This window comes from Thermus aquaticus (genome assembly GCF_001280255.1).
Classification (GTDB): domain Bacteria; phylum Deinococcota; class Deinococci; order Deinococcales; family Thermaceae; genus Thermus; species Thermus aquaticus.
In genome coordinates, this window is record NZ_LHCI01000106.1 from 892,733 (window position 1) to 918,645 (window position 25,913).

28 protein-coding genes and 1 tRNA gene are annotated in these 25,913 nt (G+C 68.8%); 22 read left to right on the forward strand and 7 right to left on the reverse strand.

Going from position 1 to position 25,913, the window contains the following annotated elements:
- The first annotated feature begins 4 nt into the window (after window positions 1-4).
- Genes BVI061214_RS05955 through BVI061214_RS05990 form a run of 8 tightly spaced genes read left to right on the forward strand, consistent with a single transcriptional unit; the run spans window position 5 to window position 10,467 of the window.
- Window positions 5-760, forward strand: coding sequence for a PP2C family protein-serine/threonine phosphatase (locus BVI061214_RS05955; RefSeq protein WP_053767642.1), 756 nt, complete (start codon window positions 5-7; stop codon window positions 758-760).
- Window positions 760-2,715, forward strand: coding sequence for a protein kinase domain-containing protein (locus tag BVI061214_RS05960; RefSeq protein WP_053767643.1), 1,956 nt, complete (start codon window positions 760-762; stop codon window positions 2,713-2,715). Before BVI061214_RS05955 ends, BVI061214_RS05960 begins: the two co-directional genes overlap by 1 nt.
- Complete coding sequence (locus BVI061214_RS05965; RefSeq protein WP_003044202.1) at window positions 2,712-3,356, forward strand: response regulator transcription factor; 645 nt, start codon at window positions 2,712-2,714, stop codon at window positions 3,354-3,356. Before BVI061214_RS05960 ends, BVI061214_RS05965 begins: the two co-directional genes overlap by 4 nt.
- Complete coding sequence (locus BVI061214_RS05970; protein ID WP_053767644.1) at window positions 3,331-4,632, forward strand: sensor histidine kinase; 1,302 nt, start codon at window positions 3,331-3,333, stop codon at window positions 4,630-4,632. The genes BVI061214_RS05965 and BVI061214_RS05970 overlap by 26 nt, the downstream gene beginning before the upstream one ends.
- Window positions 4,633-4,655: 23 nt before the next feature.
- Entirely contained in the window at window positions 4,656-5,222 is a 567-nt protein-coding gene (locus BVI061214_RS05975) for a hypothetical protein (protein ID WP_053767645.1), read from the forward strand.
- A 2-nt stretch (window positions 5,223-5,224) separates the two neighbouring features.
- Complete coding sequence (locus tag BVI061214_RS05980; RefSeq protein WP_053767646.1) at window positions 5,225-5,641, forward strand: hypothetical protein; 417 nt, start codon at window positions 5,225-5,227, stop codon at window positions 5,639-5,641.
- Between the two features lie 24 nt (window positions 5,642-5,665).
- Window positions 5,666-7,864, forward strand: a complete 2,199-nt coding sequence (locus BVI061214_RS05985) for a PD-(D/E)XK nuclease family protein (RefSeq protein WP_053767647.1) — start codon at window positions 5,666-5,668, stop codon at window positions 7,862-7,864.
- Entirely contained in the window at window positions 7,861-10,467 is a 2,607-nt protein-coding gene (locus BVI061214_RS05990; protein WP_053767648.1) for a UvrD-helicase domain-containing protein, read from the forward strand. The genes BVI061214_RS05985 and BVI061214_RS05990 overlap by 4 nt, the downstream gene beginning before the upstream one ends.
- Here the strand turns inward: BVI061214_RS05990 and rpsI are convergent.
- Both rpsI and rplM read right to left on the reverse strand, forming a co-directional pair.
- Entirely contained in the window at window positions 10,464-10,850 is a 387-nt protein-coding gene (gene rpsI / locus BVI061214_RS05995; RefSeq protein ID WP_003044222.1) for a 30S ribosomal protein S9, read from the reverse strand. The two genes, BVI061214_RS05990 and rpsI, sit on opposite strands and share 4 nt — an antisense overlap.
- A complete protein-coding gene (gene rplM, locus BVI061214_RS06000) occupies window positions 10,850-11,275 on the reverse strand; it encodes a 50S ribosomal protein L13 (RefSeq protein WP_053767649.1) in 426 nt (141 codons plus the stop codon). The genes rpsI and rplM overlap by 1 nt, the downstream gene beginning before the upstream one ends.
- 133 nt (window positions 11,276-11,408) lie before the next feature.
- Between rplM and pyrG the strand changes: the two genes are divergently transcribed.
- On the forward strand, window positions 11,409-13,058 hold the full coding sequence (pyrG, locus tag BVI061214_RS06005) for a CTP synthase (protein ID WP_053768600.1): 1,650 nt from the start codon (window positions 11,409-11,411) through the stop codon (window positions 13,056-13,058).
- A 96-nt stretch (window positions 13,059-13,154) separates the two neighbouring features.
- Here the strand turns inward: pyrG and BVI061214_RS06010 are convergent, their stop codons facing one another.
- From BVI061214_RS06010 to cycA, 5 genes are all read right to left on the reverse strand, one after another.
- A complete protein-coding gene (locus tag BVI061214_RS06010; protein ID WP_053767650.1) occupies window positions 13,155-14,180 on the reverse strand; it encodes a DUF815 domain-containing protein in 1,026 nt (341 codons plus the stop codon).
- A 43-nt stretch (window positions 14,181-14,223) separates the two neighbouring features.
- A tRNA-Lys gene (locus BVI061214_RS06015) sits at window positions 14,224-14,299 on the reverse strand.
- Window positions 14,300-14,338: 39 nt separating this feature from the next.
- Window positions 14,339-14,950, reverse strand: a complete 612-nt coding sequence (locus BVI061214_RS06020) for a thiamine diphosphokinase (RefSeq protein ID WP_053767651.1) — start codon at window positions 14,948-14,950, stop codon at window positions 14,339-14,341.
- Complete coding sequence (locus tag BVI061214_RS06025) at window positions 14,947-15,897, reverse strand: ABC transporter ATP-binding protein (RefSeq protein WP_053767652.1); 951 nt, start codon at window positions 15,895-15,897, stop codon at window positions 14,947-14,949. The genes BVI061214_RS06020 and BVI061214_RS06025 overlap by 4 nt, the downstream gene beginning before the upstream one ends.
- A 57-nt stretch (window positions 15,898-15,954) precedes the next feature.
- Entirely contained in the window at window positions 15,955-16,401 is a 447-nt protein-coding gene (gene cycA, locus BVI061214_RS06030; RefSeq protein ID WP_053768601.1) for a cytochrome C-552, read from the reverse strand.
- A 355-nt stretch (window positions 16,402-16,756) separates the two neighbouring features.
- Here cycA and BVI061214_RS06035 point away from each other — a divergent pair, with 355 nt between their 5' ends.
- The 13 genes from BVI061214_RS06035 to BVI061214_RS06095 all read left to right on the forward strand — a co-directional run bounded on the left by BVI061214_RS06035 (window position 16,757) and on the right by BVI061214_RS06095 (window position 25,885).
- A complete protein-coding gene (locus tag BVI061214_RS06035) occupies window positions 16,757-17,179 on the forward strand; it encodes a thioredoxin fold domain-containing protein (RefSeq protein WP_040684177.1) in 423 nt (140 codons plus the stop codon).
- On the forward strand, window positions 17,172-17,624 hold the full coding sequence (gene soxY / locus BVI061214_RS06040; RefSeq protein ID WP_053767653.1) for a thiosulfate oxidation carrier protein SoxY: 453 nt from the start codon (window positions 17,172-17,174) through the stop codon (window positions 17,622-17,624). The genes BVI061214_RS06035 and soxY overlap by 8 nt, the downstream gene beginning before the upstream one ends.
- Window positions 17,625-17,635: 11 nt before the next feature.
- On the forward strand, window positions 17,636-17,962 hold the full coding sequence (gene soxZ, locus BVI061214_RS06045; RefSeq protein WP_003044249.1) for a thiosulfate oxidation carrier complex protein SoxZ: 327 nt from the start codon (window positions 17,636-17,638) through the stop codon (window positions 17,960-17,962).
- A 72-nt stretch (window positions 17,963-18,034) separates the two neighbouring features.
- Window positions 18,035-18,604 carry a sulfur oxidation c-type cytochrome SoxX gene (soxX, locus tag BVI061214_RS06050; RefSeq protein ID WP_003044251.1) on the forward strand — a complete coding sequence of 190 codons (570 nt, stop codon included), beginning with the start codon at window positions 18,035-18,037 and terminating at the stop codon, window positions 18,602-18,604.
- The gene (soxA, locus tag BVI061214_RS06055) at window positions 18,601-19,395 is read left to right on the forward strand and encodes a sulfur oxidation c-type cytochrome SoxA (protein ID WP_053767654.1); all 795 of its coding nucleotides are present in this window, start codon (window positions 18,601-18,603) and stop codon (window positions 19,393-19,395) included. The genes soxX and soxA overlap by 4 nt, the downstream gene beginning before the upstream one ends.
- Window positions 19,396-19,397: 2 nt before the next feature.
- Window positions 19,398-19,829, forward strand: coding sequence for a rhodanese-like domain-containing protein (locus BVI061214_RS06060; RefSeq protein ID WP_053767655.1), 432 nt, complete (start codon window positions 19,398-19,400; stop codon window positions 19,827-19,829).
- Window positions 19,826-20,677 carry a DUF302 domain-containing protein gene (locus BVI061214_RS06065; protein ID WP_053767656.1) on the forward strand — a complete coding sequence of 284 codons (852 nt, stop codon included), beginning with the start codon at window positions 19,826-19,828 and terminating at the stop codon, window positions 20,675-20,677. The genes BVI061214_RS06060 and BVI061214_RS06065 overlap by 4 nt, the downstream gene beginning before the upstream one ends.
- Before the next feature lie 12 nt (window positions 20,678-20,689).
- Entirely contained in the window at window positions 20,690-21,973 is a 1,284-nt protein-coding gene (locus BVI061214_RS06070; RefSeq protein WP_053767657.1) for an FCSD flavin-binding domain-containing protein, read from the forward strand.
- A gap of 68 nt (window positions 21,974-22,041) precedes the next feature.
- Complete coding sequence (gene soxC, locus BVI061214_RS06075; RefSeq protein ID WP_053767658.1) at window positions 22,042-23,325, forward strand: sulfite dehydrogenase; 1,284 nt, start codon at window positions 22,042-22,044, stop codon at window positions 23,323-23,325.
- A complete protein-coding gene (locus BVI061214_RS06080) occupies window positions 23,318-23,866 on the forward strand; it encodes a c-type cytochrome (protein WP_053767659.1) in 549 nt (182 codons plus the stop codon). Before soxC ends, BVI061214_RS06080 begins: the two co-directional genes overlap by 8 nt.
- 9 nt (window positions 23,867-23,875) lie before the next feature.
- Entirely contained in the window at window positions 23,876-24,544 is a 669-nt protein-coding gene (gene ccdA / locus BVI061214_RS06085) for a cytochrome c biogenesis protein CcdA (RefSeq protein WP_053767660.1), read from the forward strand.
- 109 nt (window positions 24,545-24,653) lie between these two features.
- Window positions 24,654-25,223 (forward strand): ABC transporter ATP-binding protein, encoded by a 570-nt coding sequence (locus BVI061214_RS06090; protein WP_053767661.1) that lies wholly within the window; start codon window positions 24,654-24,656, stop codon window positions 25,221-25,223.
- Window positions 25,220-25,885, forward strand: a complete 666-nt coding sequence (locus BVI061214_RS06095) for a heme exporter protein CcmB (RefSeq protein ID WP_053767662.1) — start codon at window positions 25,220-25,222, stop codon at window positions 25,883-25,885. The genes BVI061214_RS06090 and BVI061214_RS06095 overlap by 4 nt, the downstream gene beginning before the upstream one ends.
- Window positions 25,886-25,913: the final 28 nt, after the last annotated feature.

Consider the following 25,913-nt stretch of genomic DNA (forward strand, 5'->3'; position numbering starts at 1 on the left):
GCCGATGCGCCTTGCGCCCCGGTTCCAGGTGGCCGCCGTCTCCCACGCGGGCCGCCGCCAGAACAACGAGGACTTCCACCGGGTCCTGCACCTCAGCCTACCCCAGGGCAACCTTTTCCTCCTGGCGGTGGCCGACGGCATGGGGGGGTTGGAGGCGGGGGAGTGGGCCAGCAAGGTGGCCATAGAGGCCCTCTCCGAGGCGGCCCGGGCCTACGGCGAGCACCTCAAGGAGGGCCGCCCCGCCGTGGGCCTGAAGCGTGTCGTGGAGAAGGCCCTGACCCTGGCGCAGAGGAGGGTGGAGAAGGAGGCGGAGAAACCGGGAAGGAAGGGCATGGGCACCACCCTGACCGCCCTTCTCTACGCCGACTGGCTCAAGGAGGGGGCCCTGGGGCACATCGGGGACTCGCGGGCCTACCTCTTCGGCCCCCGGGGCTTACGCCGCCTCACCGAGGACCATTCCTGGGTGGCGGAGCGGCTTAAAGAGGGGCTCCTCACCCGGACCGAGGCCGAGCGCCACCCTTACCGCAACGTCCTCACCCGGGCCCTGGGCCTGCCCGAGGCCCGGTTTGACCTCCTGGAGGTACGCCTGGCCCCGGGGGAAGGGGTGCTCCTGGTGACCGACGGCCTTTACGGCCTGGTCCCCGAGGAGGAGTGGCGGCTGGGGAAGGACCTCCAGGGAAGCCTCGAGGCCCTGGTGGCCGAGGCCCTGCGCCGCGGCGGCGACGACAACGTGACCGCCGTGGCCCTTAGGGTGGAGTGATGGCCTGGCTTCTCGCCTTTTTGCTGGTGGCCCTCACCGCGCTTCTGGCGGTGCGCCTTGCGCCTTGGCCCCTTCTCATGCTTCTGGCCCTCCTTTCCGGGGCGGGGGTAGCCCTGGGGGCCCGGCTTCAGGCCGTGGCCCCCTGGCTTCTTTTGGCCCTGGGGGCGTTGGCTGCCCCCCGGGTCTACCTGGGGCCAAGGCGGGTGAGGCGGCGGAGGCCCACCCGGGAGGAGCGCCCCACCCGGATTAAGACCACGGAGGAGGTCCAGAGCCTCTCCCAGCGCTACGAGATCCTGGAGAAGGTGGGCGTGGGGGGGATGGCCACGGTCTACAAGGCTAAGGACAAGAAGACGGGCCGCCTGGTGGCCCTGAAGGTGCCCCAGGAGCGCTTCTTGGGCGATCCCCGCTTCGTGCGCCGCTTCCACCGGGAGGCCGAGGTCCTGGCCAAGATGGACCACCCCAACATCGTCAAGGTCTACGACCACGGCCAGGTGGACGGGGTGCATTTCATCGCCATGGAGTTCCTGGAGGGGGAGGGCCTGGACCGGCTCATTGAGGAAAGGCGGCTCAACATCAAGCAGGCCGCCGCCATCCTGGTCCGGGTGGCCCACGCCCTCAAGCACATCCACGCTCAGGGCATCGTCCACCGGGACATCAAACCGGGCAACATCATGGTCCTCAAGGGGGCTCTGCGGGAAGACGGCCTGGACCCCCGGGGGGTGCGCCTCATGGACTTTGGCATCGCCGCCGGCCGGGTCCTGACCCGCCTCACCATCACCGGGGCCAGGATCGGCACCCCCGTCTACATGAGCCCGGAGCAGGCCAAGGGGCAGAAGCTGGACCACCGCTCGGACATCTATTCCTTAGGCATCGTCCTCTACGAGGCCCTGACCGGCCAGCCCCCCTTCACCGGGGGGTACGAGACCGTGATCCACCAGCAGATCTTCCAGATCCCCACGCCCCCCAAGCAGCTCAAGCCCGAGATCCCCCAGGCCCTTTCCGACCTGGTCCTCAGGATGCTGGAGAAGGACCCCGCCAAGCGTCCCGGCCTGGACGAGGTGATCCGGGTCCTCGAGGGCCCCTGGGAGGAGGACCAGGACCTGCCCCAGGCCCACTACCTCCTCCTGGGGGTGGAGGCCAAGAAGGGCTCGGTGCGCCTTTTGGACCTGGAGGGCACCCCCGCCAGGCTCATCTCCGGCATCGGCTCCGCCCCGGGTCACTTCCCCGCCCCGCCCCTCTCGGTGGCCGCCGACGGGGAAGGGGGCATCTGGGTCTCGGTCTTTGAGCACGGGGCCAAACTTCTCCACCGCTTCTCCCCCGAGGGGAAGCTCCTCCTTTCCACCGGCCCTTACGGCATGAAGCCGGGGGAGTTCCTCTTCCCCGTAAGCCTAGCGGTCATGGACGGCACCCTCTTCGTGCTGGACGGGGAGACGGCCACCATAAGCCTCCTGGACCTGTCCGGGCGGTACCAGGGGCGCTTCGGGGGGCAGGGGCCGGGCCGGGGCACCTTCCAAGACCCCAAGGTCCTGGTGGCGGCCTCCGGCTTCCTCTTCGTCCTGGACTACGGCAACCGCCAGGTGCAGCGGCTTTCCCCCGAGGGCCGCTACCTTTCCCGCTACGCCTTCCGGCGCTCTAGGGAGAGCGAGGAGCTGAGGCTTCTGGGCGGGGTGGGGGTGGAGGGGGAGAGGCTTTACCTCTATGACACCGAGGCCGCCAAGGTGCGGGTGGTGGACTTTTCCGGGGCCCTTCTGGGCTCCTTGGACCTCCCTCTTCTGGAGGGGGAGGAGCGGATGAGCCTGGTGGAGCTCCTTCCCCATGGAGGCCTCCTCTACGCCGCAAGGCGGGGGGGAAGCCGCATCCACCGCCTGGACCTGAAGACGGGGGAGGCCCTGCCGCCTTTGGAGGTCTACGCCCCGGTGCGGGCCCTAGGCCTCTGGAAGAACCCCTCGGTATGAGGATCCTTCTGGTGGAGGACGACCCTGGCGTGCGGGAGGCCTTGGAGCTGGGGCTTTCCCTGGAGGGGCACGAGGTCAGGGCCACGGAAAGCCCCAAGGAGGCCCTGGCCCACCTTCCCTGGGCGGAGGCCGTGGTCCTGGACGTCCTTCTGCCTGAGGGGGATGGGTTTTCCCTCCTCAAGGAGATCCGGGCCCGCTCCGAGGTGCCGGTCCTCATGCTGACGGCCCTGGGCGGGGTGGAGTGGCGGGTGAAGGGGCTCAAGGAGGGGGCCGACGACTACCTGGTGAAGCCCTACAGCCTCCAGGAGCTTCTGGCCCGCCTCGAGGCCCTCCTCCGTCGCTCCCGGCGCAAGGAGGAGGTGCTGGCCTACAGGGACCTCCGCCTTTACCCGAGGCGTATGGAGGCCTTCCGGGGGGAGAGGCGGCTGGAGCTTTCCCCCAAGGCCTTCCTCCTCCTCAAGGCCTTCCTGGAGGCCCCGGAGGAGGTGATCTCCAAGGAGGCCCTGATGCTGAAGGTCTGGGGGGAGGAGGTGGAGCCCGCTACCCTGGAGGTCCACCTCTCCCTTTTGCGCAAGGCCCTGGGGGAGCCCAACCCCATCCAGACGGTGCGCGGCTATGGCTACCGCCTTTTCCTCCCTTAGGGCCAGGCTCTTCGCCCTCCTTGGCCTCGCCCTCCTCCTCCTTCTGGTCCCTTTGGCCCTGGTCTCGGTGAAGGAGGCGGAGAAGGCGGCGGCCGAGGACCTGGAAAGGGCCATCTTCTCCCGCCTCTTCCTCCTCAAGGAGGAGGGGCCCAAGGAAGAGGCCCTTCTTCTAGAGCTATTCCGCTTAAGCCAGACCTATGGGGGCGGGGTGGGCTTTGTGGTGCGGGGGGAGGAGGTTCGCTTCACCGAGCTCCAGGACTGGCCCCTGCCCGAGTCCCTCCTTCTCGCCCTCCGGGAGGGGCGGCCCTACCAGGGGGTGTGGCGGGGGGTCCTCTACGTGGCCCTGCCAGAGGAAGGGGGAGGCTTCGGCCTCGCCGTGCCCCTGGAGGGGGTTTCTGGGCTCGGGAGGCGGCTTCTTTACCGCTACGCCACCTTGGGCGGGGGGCTTTTCCTCCTGGTCTTCCTCCTCGCCTACCTGGCCCTCACCTGGGCCCTGCGGCCGCTTTCCCGGCTGGAGGCCCTCCTCCAAGCCCGCTCCCCCGAGGACCTAAGCCCTCTGCCCGAGCCCCCTTTGAGCGAGCTCAAGCCCGTGGTGGAGGCCTTAAACGCCCTCCTTTCTCGGGTTTCCCGGCTTCTTGAAGAGCTTTCCGAGAAGGAGGCCATGGCCCGGCGCTTCGCCCACCACGCCTCCCACGAGCTCCGCACCCCCCTCACCGCCCTCAAGGGCTACCTGGAGGTTCTGAGGCGCAGGCCCGAGCCCCGGGCCCTGGAGGGGGCCCTGAGGGAGGCGGCCCGTCTGGAAAGGCGGCTTTCTGGCCTCCTGCGCCTCTCCCAGCTGGAGGCCGGGGGCCTCCGCCCGAGGCCTTTGGACCTGAAGGCCTTTCTGGCGGAGATGGGGCTTGCGGTGGAAGGGGAAGGGGTGGTTCTGGCGGACCCAGAGCTTTTGGCCCTGGCGGTGGAGAACGTCCTGGAGAACGCCCGCCGCCACGGAAGGCCGCCCGTACGGGTCCTTTTGCAGCGGGAAGGGGAGGGGGTGTGGCTCTGGCTGGTGGACTCCGGGCCCGGCTTCCCGGAAGGCCTTCTGGAAAGGGTCTTGGAGCCTTTTGTGCACGGAGGGGAGGGGATGGGCCTTGGCCTGGCCCTGGTGGCCGCCGTGGCCCGCCTCCACGGGGGCAGGGCCCGGGTGGAGAACCGGGGCGGGGCGGCGGTGGGGCTCTTCCTGCCTTTGGCTTCGCTTAAGGTTTCCCCCGGTGCGCCCTTTAGGGAAGGGGGCTAGCCTGGAGGCCGGAGGTGATAGGGATGAAAAGGGCGCTTTTGGGTGCGGTGGTTCTGGTGGCGGGCCTCTCTTTGGCCCAGGGGGTGGACTACCGGCAGGAGGCCGTGGCGGCCATGGCCTTGGCCCGGCTCCAGACCGTGGCCCAGGGGGCCACCGGGGAGGAGAAGCTCCTGGCCTGGGCCAAGGAGGTGAAGGCCCGGGCGGAGAAGAGCTACGGGGCCAAGGAGGCCTTCAAGGCCGCGCGGGAAGCCCAGGCGGCCCTCCACCTCTTCCGGGCGGCCCAGGGGGAGCCTCCCTGCCAGGGGTGGGCTCCCGGCCCTCGCCACGGCTTTCACGGAGCCCCGGGGCGGCCCGGGATGGGGATGCGGCAGGGACGGCCTTTTGGCGGTAAGGAGCTGAAGAACCCCACCCTCCGCGCCCAGGCCTTGGTGGACCGGGCGGAGAAGGAGCTTGACTACTACCGCGGCCAGGACCCCCTGGTGAAGACCCTTATCGCCGAGGCCAAGGGGCGGCTGGAGAAAGAGCCCTACCGGGCCTTCCTCCTGGCCCGGGCGGCTTTGGCCCTGATCTCGGCCGAGCGGGGCTTCTAGGGATGAGGCGGCTGGGACCCCTCCTCCTCTTCCTCCTCGGCGTGGCCCTGGGGGAGGGGTTCGGCCCGGAAGCGGCCCTCAAGGAGTGCCTTCTTCTCATCCGGGGTCTTCGGGTCCTGGGCCTGTACCAGGAAGAGGGGGCCACCCTGGTCCTCCTAGGCCAGGAGCGGCCCCTTCTCCTTGTGGCGGTGGAGCGGGGCAGGCCCATGCCCCACCTGGGCCCCTTGCGGGGTAAACCCATGGCCAGGCGCCCCTGGCCCCTGCTCAAGGAGCTTTCCCTGGCCCGCCAAGTGGTGGCCCTGCCCGGGGAGTACCGCTGCTTCGTCCTCCACCGGGGCCGGGTGGTGGGGGTTTTGCGGCTGGGCCAGGACCTGAGGCCCATCCCCCTGGACCTTCCCTCAGAAACCCTTCCCCAATAGCCCGGGGCGTAGAATGCCCCTTGTATGAAGGCGGGCCTTTATCCCGTCTTGGGGCCTCCCGCCTCGGGGAAGACGGCCCTGGCCCTGGACTGGGCTCTTGGGGTTTTAGAGAGACGGGGCCGGGTCCTCTGGGTGGGGCTTCCCCACCAGCGGGCCTACGTCTACCGCCTCCTTGGGGCCAGGGGGGCTTTCCTGGGCCTGGAGTTCCTTTCCCTCCAGGCCCTTTACTACCGGGTCCTGGCCGAGGCGGGCTGGCTTAGGCCTCTCCTGCCGGGGGCGGGGCGGGTGGCCCTGGTGGGGGAGGCCCTGAGGGAGCTTATGGGGCCCGGCGTTGCCCCGGGGGAGGCCCGGCTCTTCGCCCGGGCCATAGCCGAGCTGAAGCGGTCTGGCCTCTCCCCCTTCGCCCTGCCCAAGGAGGGGGAGGCAGGGCGGCTTCGGCGGGTCTACCTGGCCTACGAGCGCCTCAAGCGGGGGAGCCTGGACTACGACGACTTCCGCCACAAGGCCATCAAAGCCCCCTTGCGCCTCTATCCTGAGCCAAGCCTGGTGGTGGTGGACGGCTTCCGGGAGGTGGGGCCTTTGGACCTCCGCTTCCTCCAGCGCCTGGCCAAAAGGGTTCCCGTCCTCCTCACCCTCGAGGTCCTTCCCGAGGGGCTCACCCCTTGGCGGGAGCTTGCCCCAAGGCCCCCGAGGCGGGAGGTCCTGGCCCTGGCCAACCCGGTGGAGGAGGCCCGCTACCTCCTGAAGGCTCTCAAGCGGGCCCTGGCCCCTAAGGCGCTGGGGGGCGAGGGGCTAGCGCCCGAGGAGGTGCTGGTGGTGGCCCCGGAGGACCGGATTCCCGGGCTTCTCCTCCTCAAGGAGGAGTACGGCCTGCCCCTGGAGGACGGCCGGGAGCGGAGCCTGGCGGAGACGGAGGAAGGGGAGAGGGTGCTGGCCCTCCTCTCCCCCTACCCCACGGGCCGGGACCTCCTGGCCTTGGGCTTTGCCCGGCTGGGGCGGAAAGCCTTGAGGCTGGGCCTGGCCGGGGAGGAGGCCCTGGGGCTTCTGGCCGAGCGGGAGGGGCTTTTGGAGGAGTGGCGGGCCTTCTTGGCCCTCCGCGCCCCGGGCCAGGACCTTTTGGCCTGGGCGGAGGAGGCCCTGGAGCGCCTGGGGGTGGAGGCCAAGGAGCCCTTTCTGGCCCGGCTTCGCCTGGCCCTCCGGGTGGACCGGGCCGACCCCCTGGCCTGGTGGCGGAGCCTCATCCTGGACGAGACCCTGCCCCCCGAGGTGGGGAAGGGGATCCCGGTCCTTCCGCCCCTCAGGGCCACGGGGATCAGGGCCAGGCGGGCCTACGTGTTGGAGTGGGTGGCGGGGCGGTACACCCTGGGGGAGCGGGAGGACTACTTCCTCCTGGAGGAGTTGCGGGAAGAGGGCCCTCTCCGGGGGCTTAAGAGGCGGCTTCGGGGCCTGGACCCCCTCTTCCGGGAGGAGGTGGCGAGCCGGGGGGAGGAGGTCGTTCTCCTCTACCCCAGGGCGGGCCCCTCGGGGCCCTTAGAGCCCCTGGCCGAGGGCAGGCGGCCCGAGCCCTTACCCCCTTCTAGCCGCCTCGAGGCCCTCCCCCACACCCCCTTCCGGCCCATCCCCCCTTCCCGGGCCCGGGGGCTTCCCACCTTGGAGGCTTTGCGCCGCTTTCTGGAGGAGTGCCCCTTGAGGGTCTACCTGGAGCGCTTCCCCACCACGGACGGCGAGGCCAGGGGCTGGGCCCTCCTGGCCAAGGACCCCAAGGCCCTGGAGGCCGACCCCGCGGTCTCCCCCTGGCTCCAGGCCCACCGGGAGCACCTGGAGGGGATGGCCTTCTTCCTTAACTGGGACGGGCGCCGCTACCGCCTGCGCCTAGACGGGGTGCGGCGGCAGGGGAAGGCGGTCCACCTCTACCGCCTCCTCCCCGAGGACGAGGAGCCCGACCTGGGAAGGCGCTGGACGGAGTGGAAGGCCCTGGAGAACCTCCTTTCCCGGGACGACGTGGAGGCCGTCCACCTCTGGGCCTGGCCCTGGCTTTCCGAGCCCACCCCTTTGCGCAAGACCCCCTACCGCAAGGGGGAGGCCGTCCCCCGGGCCCGGGCCATCGGCCCCCGGCTGGAGGAGGCGTTGGCCGGCTGGGAAGCGGGGTCCTTCGCCCCTAGGCCCGGGAACGCCTGCTATACCTGCCGCTTTGAGGACATCTGCCGCAAGGAGGAAGGATGAGGGTCTACCTGGCCTCGGCGGGCACGGGCAAGACCCACGCCCTGGTGGAGGAGCTGAAGGGCCTCCTCCAAAGCGGGGTGCCCCTGAGGCGCATCGCCGCCCTCACCTTCACCCGCAAGGCGGCGGAGGAGCTGAGGGGGCGGGCCAAAAGGGCGGTTTTGGCGCTTTCGGCGGAGGACCCGCGCCTCAAGGAGGCGGAGCGGGAGGTCCACGGGGCGCTTTTCACCACCATCCACGGCTTCATGGCCGAGGCCCTGCGCCACACCGCCCCCCTCCTGGGCTTAGACCCGGACTTCGCCCTTCTGGACCCCTTCCTGGCCGAGGCCCTCTTCCTGGAGGAGGCGCGAAGCCTGCTTTACCGGAAGGGGCTGGACGGGGGCCTGGCGGGGGCCCTTCTCCACCTCTACCGCAAGCGGACCCTGGCCGAGACCCTCCACCCCCTCCCCGGGGCCGAGGGGGTCTTCGCCCTCTACCTGGAGGCCTTGGAGGGCTACCGGAGAAGGCTTCCCGCTTTTCTAAGCCCCTCGGACCTCGAGGCCCTGGCCCTCCGCATCCTGGAGAACCCGGAGGCCCTGAGGCGGGTGGTGGAGCGCTTTCCCCACATCCTCCTGGACGAGTACCAGGACACCGGGCCCCTCCAGGGCCGCTTCTTCCAGGGGCTTAAGGAGGCCGGGGCCAGGCTGGTGGCCGTGGGGGACCCCAAGCAGTCCATCTACCTCTTCCGCAACGCCCGGGTGGAGGTCTTCCGGGAAGCCCTGAAGCAAGCCGAGGAGGTGCGCTACCTTTCCACCACCTACCGCCACGCCCAGGCGGTGGCCGAGTTCTTGAACCGCTTCACCGCCCTCTTCGGGGAGGAGGGGGTGGAGGTAGACCCCCACCGGCAGGAGGTGGGCCGGGTGGAGGTGCACTGGGTGGTGGGGGAAGGGGGGCTGGAGGAGAAGAGGCGGGCCGAGGCCCATCTGCTTCTGGACAGGCTTATGGCCCTCAGGGAGGAGGGCTACGCCTTTTCGCAAATGGCGGTCCTGGTGCGAAGCCGGAGTAGCCTCCCTCCCCTGGAGGCCGCCTTCCGCGCCCGGGGCGTGCCCTACGCCCTGGGGCGGGGGCGAAGCTTCTTCGCCCGGCCCGAGGTGCGGGACCTCTACCACGCCCTGAGGCTTTCCCTCCTGGAAGGCCCCCCGGGCCCCGAGGAGCGCCTCGCCCTCCTGGCCTTCTTGCGGGGGCCCTGGGTGGGGCTGGACCTTTCGGAGGTGGAGGAGGCCCTGAAGGCCCAAGACCCCATCCCCCTCCTCCCGGAGGCGGTGCGGGCCAAGCTCACGGCCCTCCGCGCCCTGGCCGGCCTTCCCCCTCTGGAGGCCCTGAAGCGCCTCTCCCGGGACGAGGCCTTTTTGAGGCGGCTTTCCCCCCGGGCCCGGGTCAACCTGGACGCCCTGCTTCTCCTCGCGGCCATGGAGCGTTTCCCCGACCTCGAGGCCCTCCTGGAGTGGCTCCGCCTTCGGGCCGAGGACCCGGAGGCGGCCGAGCTTCCCGAGGGGGAAGAGGGGGTTCAGGTCCTCACCGTCCACGGGGCCAAGGGGCTGGAGTGGCCGGTGGTGGCCCTCTTTGACCTCTCCCGCGGGGAGAACCCCAAGGAAGAGGACCTGCTGGTGGGGCTGGGTGGGGAGGTGGCCCTAAGGGGCACCCCCGCCTATAAGGAGGTGCGGAAGGCCCTCCGGAAGGCCCAGGCGGAGGAGGCCCGCCGCCTCCTCTACGTGGCCCTTTCCCGGGCCAGGGATGTCCTCATCGTCACGGGAAGCGCCACGGGACGTCCGGGCCCCTGGGTGGAGGACCTGGAACGCCTGGGCCTGGGGCCGGAGAGCCAGGACCCCCTGGTGCGCCGCCACCCCTTTAAGGCCCTCCCTACCCTTGGCGATCGGCCCCAAACCCCGCCCCCGCCGCCCCTTCCCGCCCGCTACGCCCACCTGGCCTTTCCGGAGAGGCCCCTCCCCTTCGTCTACTCCCCAAGCGCCTTTAAAAAGGCCCAGGAGCCCGCGCCCCTGGCCGAGGCCTTGGAGAAGGAGGCCCTGCCCGAGTTTTATAGGGCCCTCGGCACTCTGGTCCACTACGCCATCGCCCGCCACCTGGACCCCGAGGACGAGGGGGCCATGGCGGGCCTCCTCCTCCAGGAGGTGGCCTTCCCCTTCGCCGAGGGGGAAAAGCGAAGGCTTCTGGAAGAGGTCCGGGACCTCCTCCGCCGCTACCGGGGGATGCTGGGCCCCTCCCTCCCGCCCCTCGAGGCCCGGGAGGAGGACCACGCCGAGCTTCCCCTGGTCCTGCCCCTGGGGGGCACCGTCTGGTACGGGGTCCTGGACCGCCTCTACCGGGTGGGGGGGCGGTGGTACCTGGAGGACTACAAGACGGACCGCGAGGTGCGGCCCGAGGCCTACCGCTTCCAACTCGCCATCTACCGCATGGCCCTCCAACAGGCCTGGGGGGTGGAGGCCGAGGCCCGGCTGGTCTACCTGCGCCACGGCCTGGTCCACCCCCTGGCCCCGGAGGAGCTGGAAAGGGCCCTAAAAGAAAGCCTCCCCGGGATGGGCCCCGGGGAGGGAGGGGAAAAGGCCTAGCGCTTGGAGTACTGGGGCGCCCGGCGGGCCTTGTGCTTGCCGTACTTCTTCCGTTCCACCACGCGGGCGTCCCGGGTGAGGAAGCCCAAGGGCTTCAGCTTGGCCCGGTAGTCGGGGTTGTACTGCAAAAGGGCCCGGGCCACGCCCAGCTTGATGGCGTCAATCTGCCCGCTCTTGCCGCCCCCCCGCACGGTGATGTAGGCGTCAAAGCGGCCCAGGGCGTCCACCACCCTGAGGGGCTCCAAGGCCGCCACCGCCCGCACCAAGCCCTGGAAGTAGTCCCCAAAGTCCAGGCCGTTCACGGTGATCTTGCCGCTTCCGGGCCTCAGGAAGACCCGGGCCACGGCTTCCTTGCGCCTTCCGGTGCCGTAGTACTGCTCCATCACTTGACCTCCAGCTTCACGGGCTTCTGCGCCTGGTGGGGGTGGGTGGGCCCGGCGTAGACCTTGAGGCGCTTGAAGAGCCTGCGGCCCAGGGGCCCCTTGGGGAGCATGCCCTTCACGGCGTGCTCCAGAACCCGCTCGGGGTGGGTGGCCAGCATCTTCTCAGCGGGGATCTCCTTGAGGCCCCCCTGGTAGCCGCTGTAGCGGGTGTAGATCTTCTGCTTGAGCTTCTTGCCGGTGAGGCGGATCTTGTCGGCGTTGACCACCACCACGAAGTCCCCCATGGCGATGTTGGGGGTCCAGTCGGGGCGGTGCTTGCCCCGGAGGAGCGTGGCGATCTGGGTGGCCAGCCGGCCCAGGGTCTTCCCCTCGGCGTCTATGAGAACCCAGCGGGGTTCGGTCTCTTTAGGCACGTACGTCTTCACCAGGGCCCTCCTTGACGATTTGGACAAAGCGCTCTCCGTCCTTGCCGGGGGATCGGGGGACCCCGCAAGAACGCCAAAGAAGACTTTACCATAGACCTGGCCCTTTCCGCCAGATGTGGTAGGCTTAGGTCCCGTGAGCGGGGTTTCCCAAAGCGCAAGGCCCAGGAAGTACGTGTTCGTCACCGGGGGCGTGGTGTCCAGCCTGGGGAAGGGGATCCTGACCTCCTCCCTGGGGGCCCTCCTCCGGGCCCGGGGCTACCGGGTCACGGCCATCAAGATAGACCCCTACGTGAACGTGGACGCCGGGACCATGCGCCCCTACGAGCACGGGGAGGTCTTCGTCACCGCCGACGGGGCCGAGACCGACCTGGACATCGGCCACTACGAGCGCTTTCTGGACATGGACCTCTCCCGGGGCAACAACCTCACCACCGGCCAGGTCTACCTCTCCGTGATCCAGAAGGAGCGCCGGGGGGAGTACCTCTCCCAGACGGTCCAGGTCATCCCCCACATCACCGACGAGATCAAGGACCGGATCCGCAAGGTGGCCGAGGATCAGCGGGCGGAGATCGCCGTGGTGGAGGTGGGGGGCACGGTGGGGGACATTGAGAGCCTCCCCTTCCTCGAGGCCATCCGCCAGTTCCGCTTTGACGAGGGGGAGGATAACACCTTTTACCTCCACCTCACCCTGGTGCCCTATCTGGAGACCAGCGAGGAGTTCAAGACCAAGCCCACCCAGCACTCCGTGGCCACCCTGAGGGGCGTGGGCATCCAGCCCGACGCTATCGTCCTCCGCTCCGCCAAGCCCGTCCCCGAGGAGGTGAGGAAGAAGGTGGCCCTCTTCACCAACGTCCGCCCGGGCCACGTCTTCAGTAGCCCCAACGTGGAGCACCTTTACGAGGTCCCGCTTCTTTTGGAGGAGCAGGGGCTTGGTCGGGTGGTGGAGCGGGCTTTGGGCCTCGAGCCCGTCTTCCCCAACCTGGCCTTCTGGCAGGAGGCGGCGCGCGTCCTCAAGAACCCGGAGCGCACGGTGCGCATCGCCATCGCCGGGAAGTACGTGAAGATGCCGGACGCCTACCTCTCCCTCCTCGAGGCCCTCAAGCACGCCGGCATCAAGAACCGGGCCCGGGTGGAGGTCAAGTGGGTGGATGCCGAGAGCCTGGAGGCGGCGGACCTGGACGAGGCCTTCGCCGACGTGGCGGGCATCCTGGTGCCCGGGGGCTTTGGCGTGCGGGGGATTGAGGGCAAGGTGCGGGCCGCCCAGTACGCCCGGGAGAGGAAGATCCCCTACCTGGGCATCTGCCTGGGCCTGCAGATCGCCGTCATTGAGTTCGCCCGGAACGTGGCGGGCCTCCGGGGGGCCAACTCCACGGAGTTTGACCCCTACACCCCCCACCCCGTCATTGACCTCATGCCGGAGCAACTGGAGGTGGAGGGCCTGGGGGGGACCATGCGCCTGGGAGACTGGCCCATGCGCATCCGGCCCGGCACCCTGCTCCACCGCCTCTACGGCAGGGAAGAGGTCTTGGAGCGCCACCGCCACCGCTACGAGGTGAACCCCCTGTACGTGGACGAGCTGGAGAGGGCGGGCCTCGTCATCTCCGCCATCACCCCGGGGATGAAGGGCCGGGGGGCGGGGCTGGTGGAGGCCATTGAGCTCCAGGACCATCCCTTCTTCCTGGCCCTCCAGAGCCACCCCGAGTTCAAGAGCCGCCCCATGCGCCCCTCGCCGCCCTTCGCCGGCTTCGTGGAGGCCGCCATAAGGTTCGCCGAGGGGGGCTAATACCACCCCATGCTGGCTTGCGCCAGCATGGGGGCCCCAGAAAAGCCTTTAGCCCCAACTTGGGCACCCCATGTTGCGAAACCCAAGTGCGGGCACTTAGGAAAGGAAAAGGGCCGCCTGCCTCGCCACCCGCCCGGAAAAGCCCCGGTTCAGGGCGAAGCGGAGGGCCTCTTTCTTTTCCCCCTCGGTGAGGGGGCGGCCCAGGTGGTGGGCCACGGCTTTCAGGTAGAGCGCCTGGTCAAAGGGCGGGAAGGTGAGGACCAGGCCGAAGCGCTCGGCGAGGGCCAGGGTGTCCTGGAGCTCGTCCCAGGCCTCGGGGGCTTCCCCGGGGAGGGGGTTTTCCCCCTGGCGGCGCACCAGGTGGCGGCGGTTGGAGGTGGCCAGGAGGAGGACGTTCTCCGGGGGCCCCTCGAGGCTCCCCTCCAAAAGCGCCTTCAGGTGGTGGAAGGCCTCGTCCTCGGGGTCCAGGGAGAGGTCGTCCAGGAAGAGGAAAAGGCGGTGTGGGAGCTGGCCCAGGGTTTCCAGAAGGCCCTCCAGCTGGCTCAGGGCCCTGGGTTCCACCTCCACCATCCGCACCCCCTCCAGGTGGAGGAGGCTTTTGGCGGCGGTGCTCTTGCCCGTGCCCCGGGCCCCGTAGAGGAGGGTGTGGAGGGCGGGCTTCCCTTCCAAGAAGCGCCGGGCGTTTTCCCGAAGGGCCCTCAGCTGGTCTTCATAGCCCACGAGCTCGTCCTCCCGGGGAAGGCGGGGGCGGGGGATGGGGTGGAGGGCCCCGTCAAAGCGGAAGGCCCGGTAGAGGGCGAAGGGCCAGGGGCCGTGGGTCTTCAGGGCCGCCACCAGGGCCTCCGGGTTCCGGGTGAGGAGGGCCTTCAGGGCCTCCTCCTCGGCGGGGTGGGGGGGCCTTTCCCCCAGGCTTCCCAGGGGGTAGGCCTTCCTCAGGCGCCCAAGCTCCAGGTAGAGGGCCTCGAGGTCCTGCCGTATAAGGTCTAAAACCCCCGGGGTGGGCCTGAGGGCCCGCCAGGCCCAGGGGGCTTTGAGGAGGTCCTGGGCCAGGGCGTAGCCCCAGGGCTCTCCCTGGGGTAGGTCCAAGGAGAGGAGGTCTAGAGGGGTTTTGGGGAGGTCCACGCCCCCATGATAAAGGGGCCCCGGAGTCGCCCCCGGGGGGGTTTGGTGGGCCGCACAGGACTCGAACCTGTAACCCACCGATTAAGAGTCGGTTGCTCTACCGGTTGAGCTAGCGGCCCAAACGCCAAAGGCTAGTGTAGCCCTCCTTTTGCCCCCTGTCAAGGGAAGAGGTGAAGGAGGGCCCGGCCCCTCTCCACCCGAAGGCGGATGGGCCCCAGGGCCCGGTTCTCCAGGGCCCTGGTGGTGGCCCTAAGGGGGGTGGGGGGGAGGTCCCAACGGGCCCCCTCCACCCCTAAGGTGGCCTCGGGGAAGGGGAGGAGGCTGAAGGGGGCCCCGGCCTCCAGAGAAAAGGCGTGCTCCCCGGGAAGGAGGGGAAAGGTCCGGGTGAGGCCGTCGCTGAGCTCCACCCGGATGCCCCGCTCCGCCAGGAGGAAGGCGAGCTCCAGGTGGGCCAGGGTGTGGTCCAGCCGCCCCCCGGTGGCCCCCAGGAGGAGGACCTCCTCGGGGCCGGCCTCCAGGGCCCTCCGCATCAGGGCCTCGCCGTCGGTCAGGTCCTTCTCGGGGGGAAGGAGGACCCTGGGGGCGGGAAGGGCCTCCTGGAGCCAGGGGGGGCTGGAGTCCATGTCCCCGAGCCATAGCTCCAGGGGAAGCCCAAGCTCCAAGGCGTGCCGGGCCCCGGAGTCTGCCGCCCAGAGGCGAAACGCCTTAAGCCTTTCCCGAAGCCCCTCCGTGACCAATAGGGGGCCGCCTAGGAGCAGGGCCAGCCTCATCCTTCCCAGACTACCGCCTGGGCCAGGTCCAGGCTGAGGCCCACCCTTTCCCCCTCCCCGGGGCCCTCGGGGGCCTCCAGGTAGAGGCGCACCCCCCCAAGGCGCACCCAGAGCCCCACCCGGGGGCCGTAGAAGAGGCGCTCCTCCACGGTGGCCTCGAGGGGTCCCCCCAGGGAGAGGGCCTTAGGGGGAAGGAGGTGGGCCTTGGGGGGCAGGCCCAGGGCCCGGCTCTCCTCGGGGGAGAGGAGGTTTTTGTGCCCCAGGAAGCGGGCGGCCCAGGGGTCTATGGGGCGGGCGTAGACCTCCTCGGGCCGGCCCACCTGGACGATGCGGCCTTCCCGCATGAGGGCCACCCGCTGGGCCAGGAGGAAGGCCTCGCCCTGGTCGTGGGTGACCAGGAGGGTGGTGACCCCTTCCTCCTTGAGGGTCTTGCGCAGGAAGAGGAGGAGCTCCTCCCTGAGCCTCAGGTCCAGGGCCCCCAGGGGCTCGTCCAGGAGGAGGAGGCGGGGCCTAGGGGCCAGGGCCCGGGCCAGGGCCACGCGCTGTTGCTCTCCGCCGGAAAGCTCCGTGGGGCGCTTCCTGGCGTGGGGGGTGAGCTCCATGCGTTCAAGAAGCTCCCTCACCCGCTCCTCCCGGGCCGCCTTGGGCCAGCGGGCCTCGAGGAGGCCGAAGGCGATGTTGTCGGCCACGCTGAGATGGGGGAAGAGGGCGTAGTCCTGGAAGAGGAAGCCCACCTTGCGCCTTTCCGGGGGGAGGGGGGTGAGGTCGGCCTCGGCGAAGCGCACATACCCCTCCTCCGGGGCGAGGAGGCCCGCCACCAGCTTGAGGAGGGTGCTCTTGCCGCTTCCCGATGGGCCCAAAAGGGCCAGGACCTCCCCCTCCTGGACCTCGAGGGCCACCTCCAGCCGGAAGCCGGGAAAGGCCTTCTTGAGGGCGAGGGCCAGCACCCTCCCATTAAAGCAAAGGCCCCGGGGCCAGGCCCCGGAGCCCAGAGGGTTGCCGGCTTACTTGAGCCCGAGCTTCTTCCTTTCCTCCAACACCTGCTGGGGGGTGAGCTTCTTGTCCCTCAGAGCCTTCACCTCGGCCGGGGTGAAGGGCTTGAAGCCCTTCACCTTCTTGTCGTCCCCCCAGGCGGTGGCGATGTGGTTGAGGACGGCGGCGATCTCCTCGTCCTTCCACTGGGCGTAGCTGGACATGACCCCGTTGTACTTCATGCCCTTCACCTCAATCTGGCCCTGGAGGCCCCAGAGGAGGACCTTGATCAGGTACTCCCGGCCCCCCGCCTTGGAGAGGATCTCCGCCACGTGGCCCGCGAGGGGCGGGAAGGCCCCGGGGATGCCTTGCCCGTTCGCTTGGTGGCACCCCGCGCACTGGGCGTAGAGCTGGGCGCCGTCCGCCTGGGCCAAGGCCAGGCCGCCGATAAGGAGGAGAACCGTCAGAGCCTTTTTCATCTTTGCCCTCCTGGGCCATAGGGTATAGGGGTCTTCCATCAGCCGTCAAGGGTGTGGCCTTTTAGTTTTACTTAAGGGCCGGTTCCTAAGGGTGTGGATACGCTGTAGGGGTGTGCGCGCCTGAGTACCCCACCGCGGCAAAAGCCGCGGTGGGGGCCCCAGAAAAGCCTTTAGCCCCGACTTGGGCACCCCATGTTGCGAAACCAAAGTGCGGGTACTTAAGGCCCGGGAAGGCCCTCGGGAAAGGGCTCACAAAGTGTGTCCTGGCCGGCCTTTCTCCTTGACATTCTCCTGGTTACCCTGGTAAGGTACAAATGTCCTCGGGTGTACCCGGGCGGTGTATATGGGAATGCCCATGCGGATGCTCGCCCTCCTCTTCCTGGGCCTGGCCCTAGCGGGCTCGGACTTCGGCCGCTGGTACCCCTTTGCCAAGGCCCAGGCCCTGGCCCAGGCCCACGGGCGGGTCCTCATGGTCTACTTCCACAGCCCCGCCTGCCCCTACTGCGAGCAGATGAACACCTTTGTCCTCTCGGACCCCCAGGTGGAGGCCCTCTTAAAGGGCCATTACGTGGTGGCCTCGGTGAGCACCGCCACCCCCGAGGGCCAGGACCTGGCCCGGCGCTTTAGGGTGCCGGGTACCCCAAGCTTTGTCTTCCTCGCCTTCCGCAAGGGGGCGTGGGAAGAGGTGGGCCGGCTTTTTGGCAGCCGGCCCCGGGCGCAGTTTTTGGAGGAGCTGCGCCAGGTGTGCGCCAAAGCCAAAGGAGGTGCGTGTGAATAGGCGAGCGTTTCTGAAGGCTACCGGCGTGGCCCTTGGGGCCGCGGCCCTTTCGGGGATTCCCGTGAGGGCCCAGGCCCTCGAGGGCGAGGACCTGGCCAACCTGGAGAAGGCCCTGAAGGAGGCCCTGGGCAAGGGGTTCAAGGACCTTACCCCCTCCAATCTGGTGAAGCTCACCATGCCCGCCATCGCCGAAAGCGGGGCCAACGTGCCCGCCGAGGTGGAGGTGAACCTGCCTTCCGCCCAGGTCAAGGCCATCCACCTCTTCGCCGACAAGAACCCCACCCCCCGCCTGGCGAGCTTCATGCCCATGAAGGCCCTGCCCTACTACGCCACCCGCGTCCGCCTGGCGGAGACCTCGGCCATCCGGGCGGTGGTGGAGACGGCGGACGGCAAGCTCCTTCTGGCCTCGGCCAGCACCCGCGTCACCGTGGGCGGGTGCGGTTAAGGAGGTAGACCATGGCGATTCGCGTGATCGTGCGGCTGACCCCGGCCAAGCCCAAGGCGGGCGAGGAGTTCCGGCTCCAGGCGGTGGCCCAGCACCCCAACGAGCCCGGCACCCGCCGGGACGAGCGGGGCAACCTGGTTCCCGCCAAGTACATCAACCTGGTGGAGGTCTACTTTGAGGGGGAGAAGGTGGCGGAGGCCCGCCCCGGCCCCTCCACCAGCGCCAACCCCCTCTACGGCTTCAAGTTCAAGGCGGAGAAGCCGGGGACCTTCACCGTGAGGCTCAAGGATACTAGCGGGGACACCGGCGAAGGCACCGTCAAGCTGGAGCTGGCCTAGAGTGGGCGCCCGGGCGACCGGGCGCCTTTATGGAGATGGCCTATGGGCAAAGGGTGGCAGGGAGGTAAGGGGATGAAGCGAAAAGGGATTTTGGTCGTGGGCCTATTGCTTCTCGGCCTGGGGCTTTCCCAGGTGGGGCCCTTCCGGGCCCGCCTGGAAGCGGCCGTCCGGGACGGGGGGACGGAGTTCGCCAGGGTGATGCTCTCCCAGGACAAAGCCCAGGCCCTCTGCACCCAGCACCGGGACAAGCTCCCCGCCGACCTGATCCCCACCTTCTTGGCGGAGCAGCGGGCCCTCATCCAGTACCCCGAAGGCGGCAAGCTCATGGGCGACTGGAGGAAGGGGCAGGAGATCTTCACCGACCCCAAGCGGGGCAACTGTTACGCCTGCCACTCCGGGGACCCCGACGAGGTAGCCTACGGCACCATTGGGCCCGATCTCAGGGGGTACGGGGCCTCGAGGGGACAGGGCGAGGCGGTCCAGAGGTACGTTTACGAGGTGGTCTACAACGCCTGGGCCTACTTCCCCTGCTCCCTCATGTACCGGGGTGGGGTCCAGGGCCACTTTACCCCCGAGGAGGCCGCCCACATCGTGGCCTTCCTCCTTGACCCCGAATCCCCCGTGAACCGGAGGTCAAAATGAAGAGGATCTACCACCTCTTGGGCTTGTCCCTCGTTGCGCTGGGCGCCCTTTTCGCCTACACCCAGGGCCAGAAGCCCCTGGACCCCTTTGAGGAGGCCATGCGCCAGCGGCAGATGTACCTGGAGACCTTTGGGGTCCTGCCCGGGGAGCTTTACGTGGAGGAGGGGAAGGAGCTCTTCTTCCGCAAGGGGCCCTCGGGGAAGACCCTCGAGGCCTGCGACTTCGGCAAGGGCCCCGGGGTCTTGGAGGGGGTCTACGCCCAGCTCCCCAAGTACTTCCCCGACTCCAAGCGGGTGGAGGACCTGGAGTCCAGGGTCTACACCTGCATGCAGACCGTCCAGGGCTATAAGCCCCAGGAGATCAAGCGGGACGAGGTGCGGGCCATCACCGCCTACGTGGCCAGCTTTTCCTCCAAGGCCCGGATGCAGGTGGTGCCCAAGCACCCCGCCGAGCTCGCCATGTACAACCTGGGCCGGGAGCTTTGGTACTGGCGGGCGGGCAACCGGGACATGAACTGCGCCTCCTGCCACGACCGCTACGCCGGGAGGAGGGTCCGCCTCTCCCCCTTGCGCAGCCCCAGCCAGGGCCTGGGGAGCGAGTGGCCCGCCTACCGCTTTGAGGCGGACAAGCTTTACACCATGCAGGACCGCATCGCCTTCTGCTATGAGTCCATCGGCATTCCTAAGCCCGACTACTACTCCGAGTCCTACATCGCCCTCACCGTCTACATCCTGGCCGAGGCCACCAAAGCCGGGCACAGCTTTGAGGAGCTACCCTTCTTCACGAGGTAGGCATGCGTCGCCGGAACCTCTTCCTCGCCCTTCCCCTCCTCTCCCTGGCCCGGGGCCAGGGGGGAGGGGACTGGACCGAGGCCTTCGGGGCCTTCATCCAAAAGGTCCCCCCCGCCAGCTACCTGGTCTACCCCACCGAGGCCAACGACCTCCTCCTCTTTGAGCCCTTGGTCCTGGACGTGCGCACGCCGGAGGAGCGGAAGCGGGGCTTCATCCCGGGCTCGGTCCACATCTACGCGGGGGAGGTTCCGAAAAGGCTCGCCCAGCTTCCCAAAGACAAGGAGGCCCTGATTCTGGTCTACTGCAACTCGGGGAGCGTTTCCATGGTGATCGCCGCCTACCTGCAGGCCCTTGGCTACAAAAACGCCAAGAACATCGCCCACGGCTTCAAGGGCTGGCTGGACGCCGGCCTTCCGGTGGAGGTGGAAGGATGAAAAAGCTTTTGGCCCTTCTTTTGCTCTTGGGACTGGCCTTCGCCCAGTCCCTGGTGGTGGAGGTCCGGGGCTCCCTGGAAGAGGTGGAGGCTAAGACCCTCCAGGCCCTGAAGAGCGTGGGCCTCGAGGCCGACCGGGTCCTCAACCTAGGGGAGCAGGTCCGCCAGGTGACGGGCCCGGGCTTCCCCGACTACCGCCTCGTCGTCCTCAAGCCGGAAAAGGGGAGTGTGGAGGCCGTCTCCAAGAACCCCATGGCGGCCATCGTCCTGCCCCCCACCCTCTTCATCACCGGGGAAGGGGGGAAGTACCTGGTGGGTACCTTTGACGGCAGGCTTCTCTTCGGCATGCTCCAGGTCTACGGGGGCGAGGTGGAGCGGCTTACCTGGCGCCTCGAGGGGGCCCTTTGGCGCTTGGGCCTCCTGAAGCGCCTTCCCCCCGCCCTCATGCCCGACCCCAGGAGCGGCCTGATGCCCGCCCTCCTCTACCGGGTGCCCTCGGCCCAGGTGGAGGACGTGGTCCTCATGGTGGAGACCGAGCTTACCTCCCTGGGGATGAACCTCCTCCCCAACGTCCAGGTGGGCCCGGTGACCGTGATCATGCCCTGCAAGAGCGAGTGGGCCCGTATAATGTTCCTTGTCCAGCCCGCCGGGGGCTTCGCCGCTCCCTGCCGCTTCTTCGCCCTGCAGATGGGGCCGGACGTGCTGGTGGGGGCCATTGAGCCGATGCTGATGACCATCATGCCCGGCGTCATGGGAAGCCCGGCGGTGCCCATGCTCCAAGAGGCCCGCCAGGTCATGACCGGCATCCTGGAGGCCGTGGGCGGGGTGCCCTACCGCCCTGGTCAATGAGGGAGGGAGAAGATGAAGGTGAACCGGCGTCAGGTGTTGAAGACGGGGGCCGCCCTCGCGGCGGCCGGGGCCATCGGCCAGGGCTTCGCCCAGGAGTTCTACGCCAGGCCCCCCACTTTGCTTCCCCGCACCCGGGCTCCCCGGGTGGTGGTGGTGGGGGGTGGCTGGGGCGGGACCACCGCGGCCCGCAAGCTGAAGCAGGCGGTGCCCGAGGCCGAGGTGGTCCTGGTGGAGCAGCGGGGCTACTTCATGTCCTGCCCCATGTCCAACCTCTTCCTGGCAGGAGTGCAGCCCCTGGAGTTCCTGGTCTTTGACTACAGCAACGTGATCCGGGACGGGGTGGTCTTCGTCCAGGAGCGGGTCTTGGAGATCAACCGCGACCGCCGCCTCATCCGCACCACGGGGGGTTACCTCTCCTATGACCTCCTGGTCCTCTCCCCGGGGATCGCCTACATGTACGAGGCCATCCCCGGCTACCCGGAGGCCAAGGACTTCCTCCCCGTGGGCTTCCGGCCCTTTGAGCACATCGCCCTCCGCCGGCAGATTGACCAGTTTGAGGAGCGGGGTGGGGAGTTCGTCATGTACATCCCCAACCCCCCTTACCGCTGCCCTCCGGGCCCCTACGAGCGGGCGGCCATGCTGGCCTGGCGCTTCAAGACCAAGGGGGTCAAGGGCAAGGTCATCGTCCTGGACGCCAACCCCCAGCCCGTCTCCAAGGCCCCCGGCTTCCTGGCCGCCTACAACGACCTCTACAAGGACTACCTGGAGTACGTGCCCAACACCCGCATCACCGGCCTGGACTACGAGAAGAAGCTAGTGGAGACCGAGCTTGGGGACGTGCCCTTCGCCCTGGCCAACATCATCCCCCCCATGAAGGCGGCGGACCTCGTGCGCCAGGCGGGCCTGGGGGAGCGGTGGGCCAACGTCAGGATCCCCTACTTCCTCTCCGAGAAGGACGACCGGGTGTACCTGGTGGGGGACATCACCGGCAACACCCCCTACCCCAAGAGCGGCATGGTGGCCTACGTCTCCGGCACCATCGTGGCCCGGCAGATCGCCGAGCGCCTCAAGGGCAAGCCCCTGGCGGAGATCCCCCCGGAGCTTCCTTCCAACATCTGCTACTCCTTCGTGAACTCCGAGGAGGCCATTTGGGTGGCCGCCAACTACTCCTGGGACGAGGCGGCCAAGCAGATCAAGGCCCAGAGCTCCGTGGACAACCAGCGCTCCGCCGCCAACGGTCAGGCGGCCTACGGCTGGGCCCTGGGCATTTGGAACGACATGTTCGGCCCGGCCTAAAGGGGTGAGGCCCGCCCCCTAAAGGGGGCGGGTTTTTCTTCCCGCTACCCAATACACCAGGAGGGTATATGGACCGAAGGAAGTTTTTCCGGCTACTTGGCGCAGGGGGGCTTCTCTCCCTCATGAAGGGCAGGGCCCAGGGAGCGCCCTGGACGGAGAAGACCTTTGAGACCCTGAAGACCCTGGGGGCCCCCCTCTCGGAGTACGGCACCCGGAGCCCCTTTGAGGAGGGCGTGGTGCGCTACATCTCCCCCAACCTCCGCACCCGCCACTCGGGGGCGGACTTCGCTCCCTTGGAGAAGCTGGAGGGGGTCATCACCCCCAACGGCCTCCACTTTGAGCGCCACCACGCTGGGGTGCCCCAGGTGGACCCCGAGGCCTACCGCCTGGTCATCCACGGGATGGTGGAGCGCCCCTTGGTCTTCACCCTGGAAGACCTCAAGCGCTTCCCCTCCGTGACCCGCACCTACTTCATTGAGTGCGCCGGCAACGGGCAAAACGGCTACCGCAACCCCCCGGACCCGAACCTCACCGCCACCCGGAGCCGGGGTCTGGCCTCCAACGCCAGCTGGACCGGGGTGCCCCTTTCCCTCCTCCTCAAGGAGGCGGGAGTGAAGCCGGGGGCCAGGTGGCTCATCCCCGAGGGCATGGACGCCGCCATGTACACCCGCTCCCTGCCCCTGGACAAGGCCATGGAGGACGTGCTGGTGGCCTACGCCCAAAACGGCGAGGCCCTGCGCCCCGAGCAGGGCTACCCCGTGCGCCTGGTGGTCCCCGGATGGGAGGGGAGCATCCAGGTGAAGTGGCTTAGGCGCATCCTGGTCACGGACCTCCCCGCCATGGCCAAGGACGAGACCAGCGAGTACACCGACGTGATGGCCGATGGCCGCGTCCTGGCCTTCACCTGGGTCATGGACCCCGAGTCCATCATCACCTACCCCTCTGGGCTCCAGCAGATCAAGCCCGGCTTCCACGAGATCCGGGGCCTGGCTTGGAGCGGCCACGGGCGCATCACCAAGGTGGAGATTTCCTTTGACGAGGGCAAGACTTGGCGCCAGGCCACCCTCGAGCCCCCGGTGGAGCGCTACGCCTTCGTGCGCTTCAAGATGCCCTGGCACTGGGATGGGAAGGAGGTGGTCCTCTGGAGCCGGGCCTGGGACGAGAAGGGGAACACCCAGCCCACCCGGGAGGAGTTCTTCAAGAAGTGGGGCAAAAACAACCGCTACCACTACAACGCCATCCAGGCCTGGCGCATCCTGCCCGACGGCTGGGTGGTGAACGGGGACCGCCCCCTGGGCGCTCAGGTCTCTGGTCCCGCCGGAGGGTGCGGGGGGGAGGTGTTTGATGTTTAGGCGGATCCTCTTGCTGGTGGCCCTTTTGGGGCTGGCGCTGGGAGCCCGGTACAACCTGGGTACCCCCATCACCGAGGAGCTTGCCGCCCAGTACGACCTCAGGCCCGTGGTCCTGCCCGATGGCCGGGGGCTTCCCCCGGGGGAGGGGAAGGTGGAGGAGGGGGAGCGCATCTACGCCGAGAAGTGCGCCTCCTGCCACGGGGCGAGGGGCGAGGGCTACCCCTTCAACCGCCTGGTGGCGGAGCCCTTCCCCGTCACCCCCGACACCGAGCCCGTGGAGTACGCCATCGGCAACTACTGGCAGTACGCCACCACCCTTTACGACTACATCCGCCGGGCCATGCCCTTTGGGGCCCCGGGGACCCTCACGGACGAGGAGGTCTACCACCTGGTGGCCTTCCTCCTCTACATGAACGGCATCACCGAGGCCGACACCCCCATCAACCAGAAGACCCTGCCCCAAATCCGGATGCCCGCCCGGGAGCTTCTCCAGCTGGACCCCGAGACGAAGCGCCGCTTCCCCTGGATCACCCTGCCCTAGGATGAAGGCATGACCCTTTCCCTGACCGCGGCCTTTTTGGCGGGGGTGCTCTCCTTCCTCTCCCCTTGCGTTCTGCCCCTGGTGCCCACCTACCTCTTCTACCTGGGGGGGGAGCGGGGGCGCCCCCTGTTCAACGCGCTCTTCTTCATCCTGGGCTTCGGGGCGGTCTTCTTCCTCCTGGGCCTCCCCTTCACCCTCCTTGGGGGCCTCCTCTTTGAGCACCGCCAGACCTTGGCCCGGGTGGGGGGCGCGGTCCTCATCCTCTTCGGCCTTTACATGCTGGGCCTGAGGCCCAGGTGGGGGGTTGCCCTCCGCTACGAGGGGGAGACCGGCCGCCCTCTGGGGGCCTTCCTCCTGGGGGCCACCCTGGCCCTGGGCTGGACCCCCTGCATCGGCCCCATCTTGGGGGCCATCCTCACCCTCACGGCGGTGGGGGGTGGGGTGGACCTCCTTCTGGCCTACATCCTGGGCCTGGCCGTGCCCTTTTTCCTGGTGGCCCTTTTCGCCGACCGGCTGAAGGGGTGGCTTAGGCGGGCGGGGCGGCTTTCCCACTACGTGGAGCTCTTCGCCGGGGTGGTGCTGATCCTGGTGGGGGTTCTCCTCCTTACCGACTCCTACTCCGCCCTGAACGCCTTCTTCCTGCGCCTCACCCCCGAGTGGCTGCAGAAGTACCTCTGATGCCACCCCATGCTGGCTTGCGCCAGCATGGGGGCCCCGGCGGAAGGTTCCCGGGAGGCCTTTCTGAGCTGGCCGAGCGAAAGGGATAGAGGTATAGACTGGTTGGGGCATGCTCCTACGCCTTTTGGGCGTTTCCAAGCGCTTCGGCCGCGACTGGGTCCTGAAGGACCTGGACTTCTCCTTACAGAGGGGCGAGGTGGTGGCCCTTCTCGGGCCCAACGGCTCGGGGAAGACCACGCTTTTAAGGCTCATGGCGGGGCTACTGAAGCCCACCCGGGGGCGGGTGGAGCGGCTGGGAAGGGCCCTACTCCTTTCCAACCCCCCGGCCTTCCACCGCCACCTCACCGCCCGGGAGCACCTCCTTTACGACCTGGCCTTCCACGGCCGGGAAGGGGACTTTGCGGGGGCCCTGCGCCGCTTCGGCCTGCCGGAGGGGCTTCCCCTCCAGGCCTTTTCCAGCGGCATGAAAAAGCGCCTGGCCCTGGCCCGCCTCCTCCTCCTCGCCCCCGAGGTCTGGCTTCTGGACGAGCCGGAGACCGCCTTGGACGCCGAGGGACGGGGGCTCCTCCTGGAGGTCCTAAAGGAGGCCAGGGGGAGAGGGGGGGTGGTCCTGGCCACCCACGACCGGGCCCTGGCGGAGCGGGTGGCCGACCGGGCCCTCACCCTGGGGGAGGCGTGAGGCGGGTTCTCCTTCTGGCCCTGCGGGACCTCCGCCTCGAGGTCCGGGACCGCTCGGGCCTCCTTTCCCTCCTGGTCTTCTTCGCCGTGATGCTCTTCGTCATGGCCCTGGCCCTGGGCCCGGAGGAGGCTCCCTTGCGCCGGGCGGCCCCCGGGGTCTTGTGGGTGGCCTTGGCCTTCATGAGCACCCTCCTCTCCTCCCGGGCCTTCGCCCTGGAGGTGGAGGAGGGCACCCTGGACGACCTTCTCCTCACCCCCGGAGGCAAGGAGTGGATCTACTTGGGCAAGCTCCTCTTCCAGCTTCTCCTCCTCTTCCCCTTGAGCCTCCTCGCCCTCCTCATGGCGGCGGGGCTTTTCTACCTGCCCCTGGAGCGGGGGCTTCCCCTCCTCTTTACCCTCTTCCTGGGGGTTCTGGGCTACGCCAGCGTGGCCACCTTTTACGCCGGGCTCCTGGCCCGGCTAAGGGGGCGGGAGGCCCTTCTGCCCCTCCTCCTCTTCTCCTTGGTGGTGCCGGTGGTCCTGGCCTCGGTGCGGGCCACGGCGGGCCTGGTGGAGGGGCTTCCCGTGGCCGAGGTGGCCGACTGGTGGCGGCTTCTTCTGGTCTTTGACGTGGTCTACGTGACGGCCAGCGCCCTCCTCTTCCCGGTGGTCCTGGAGGGCTGAGGCCACAGACTTCTAAGCGAAGGACGCC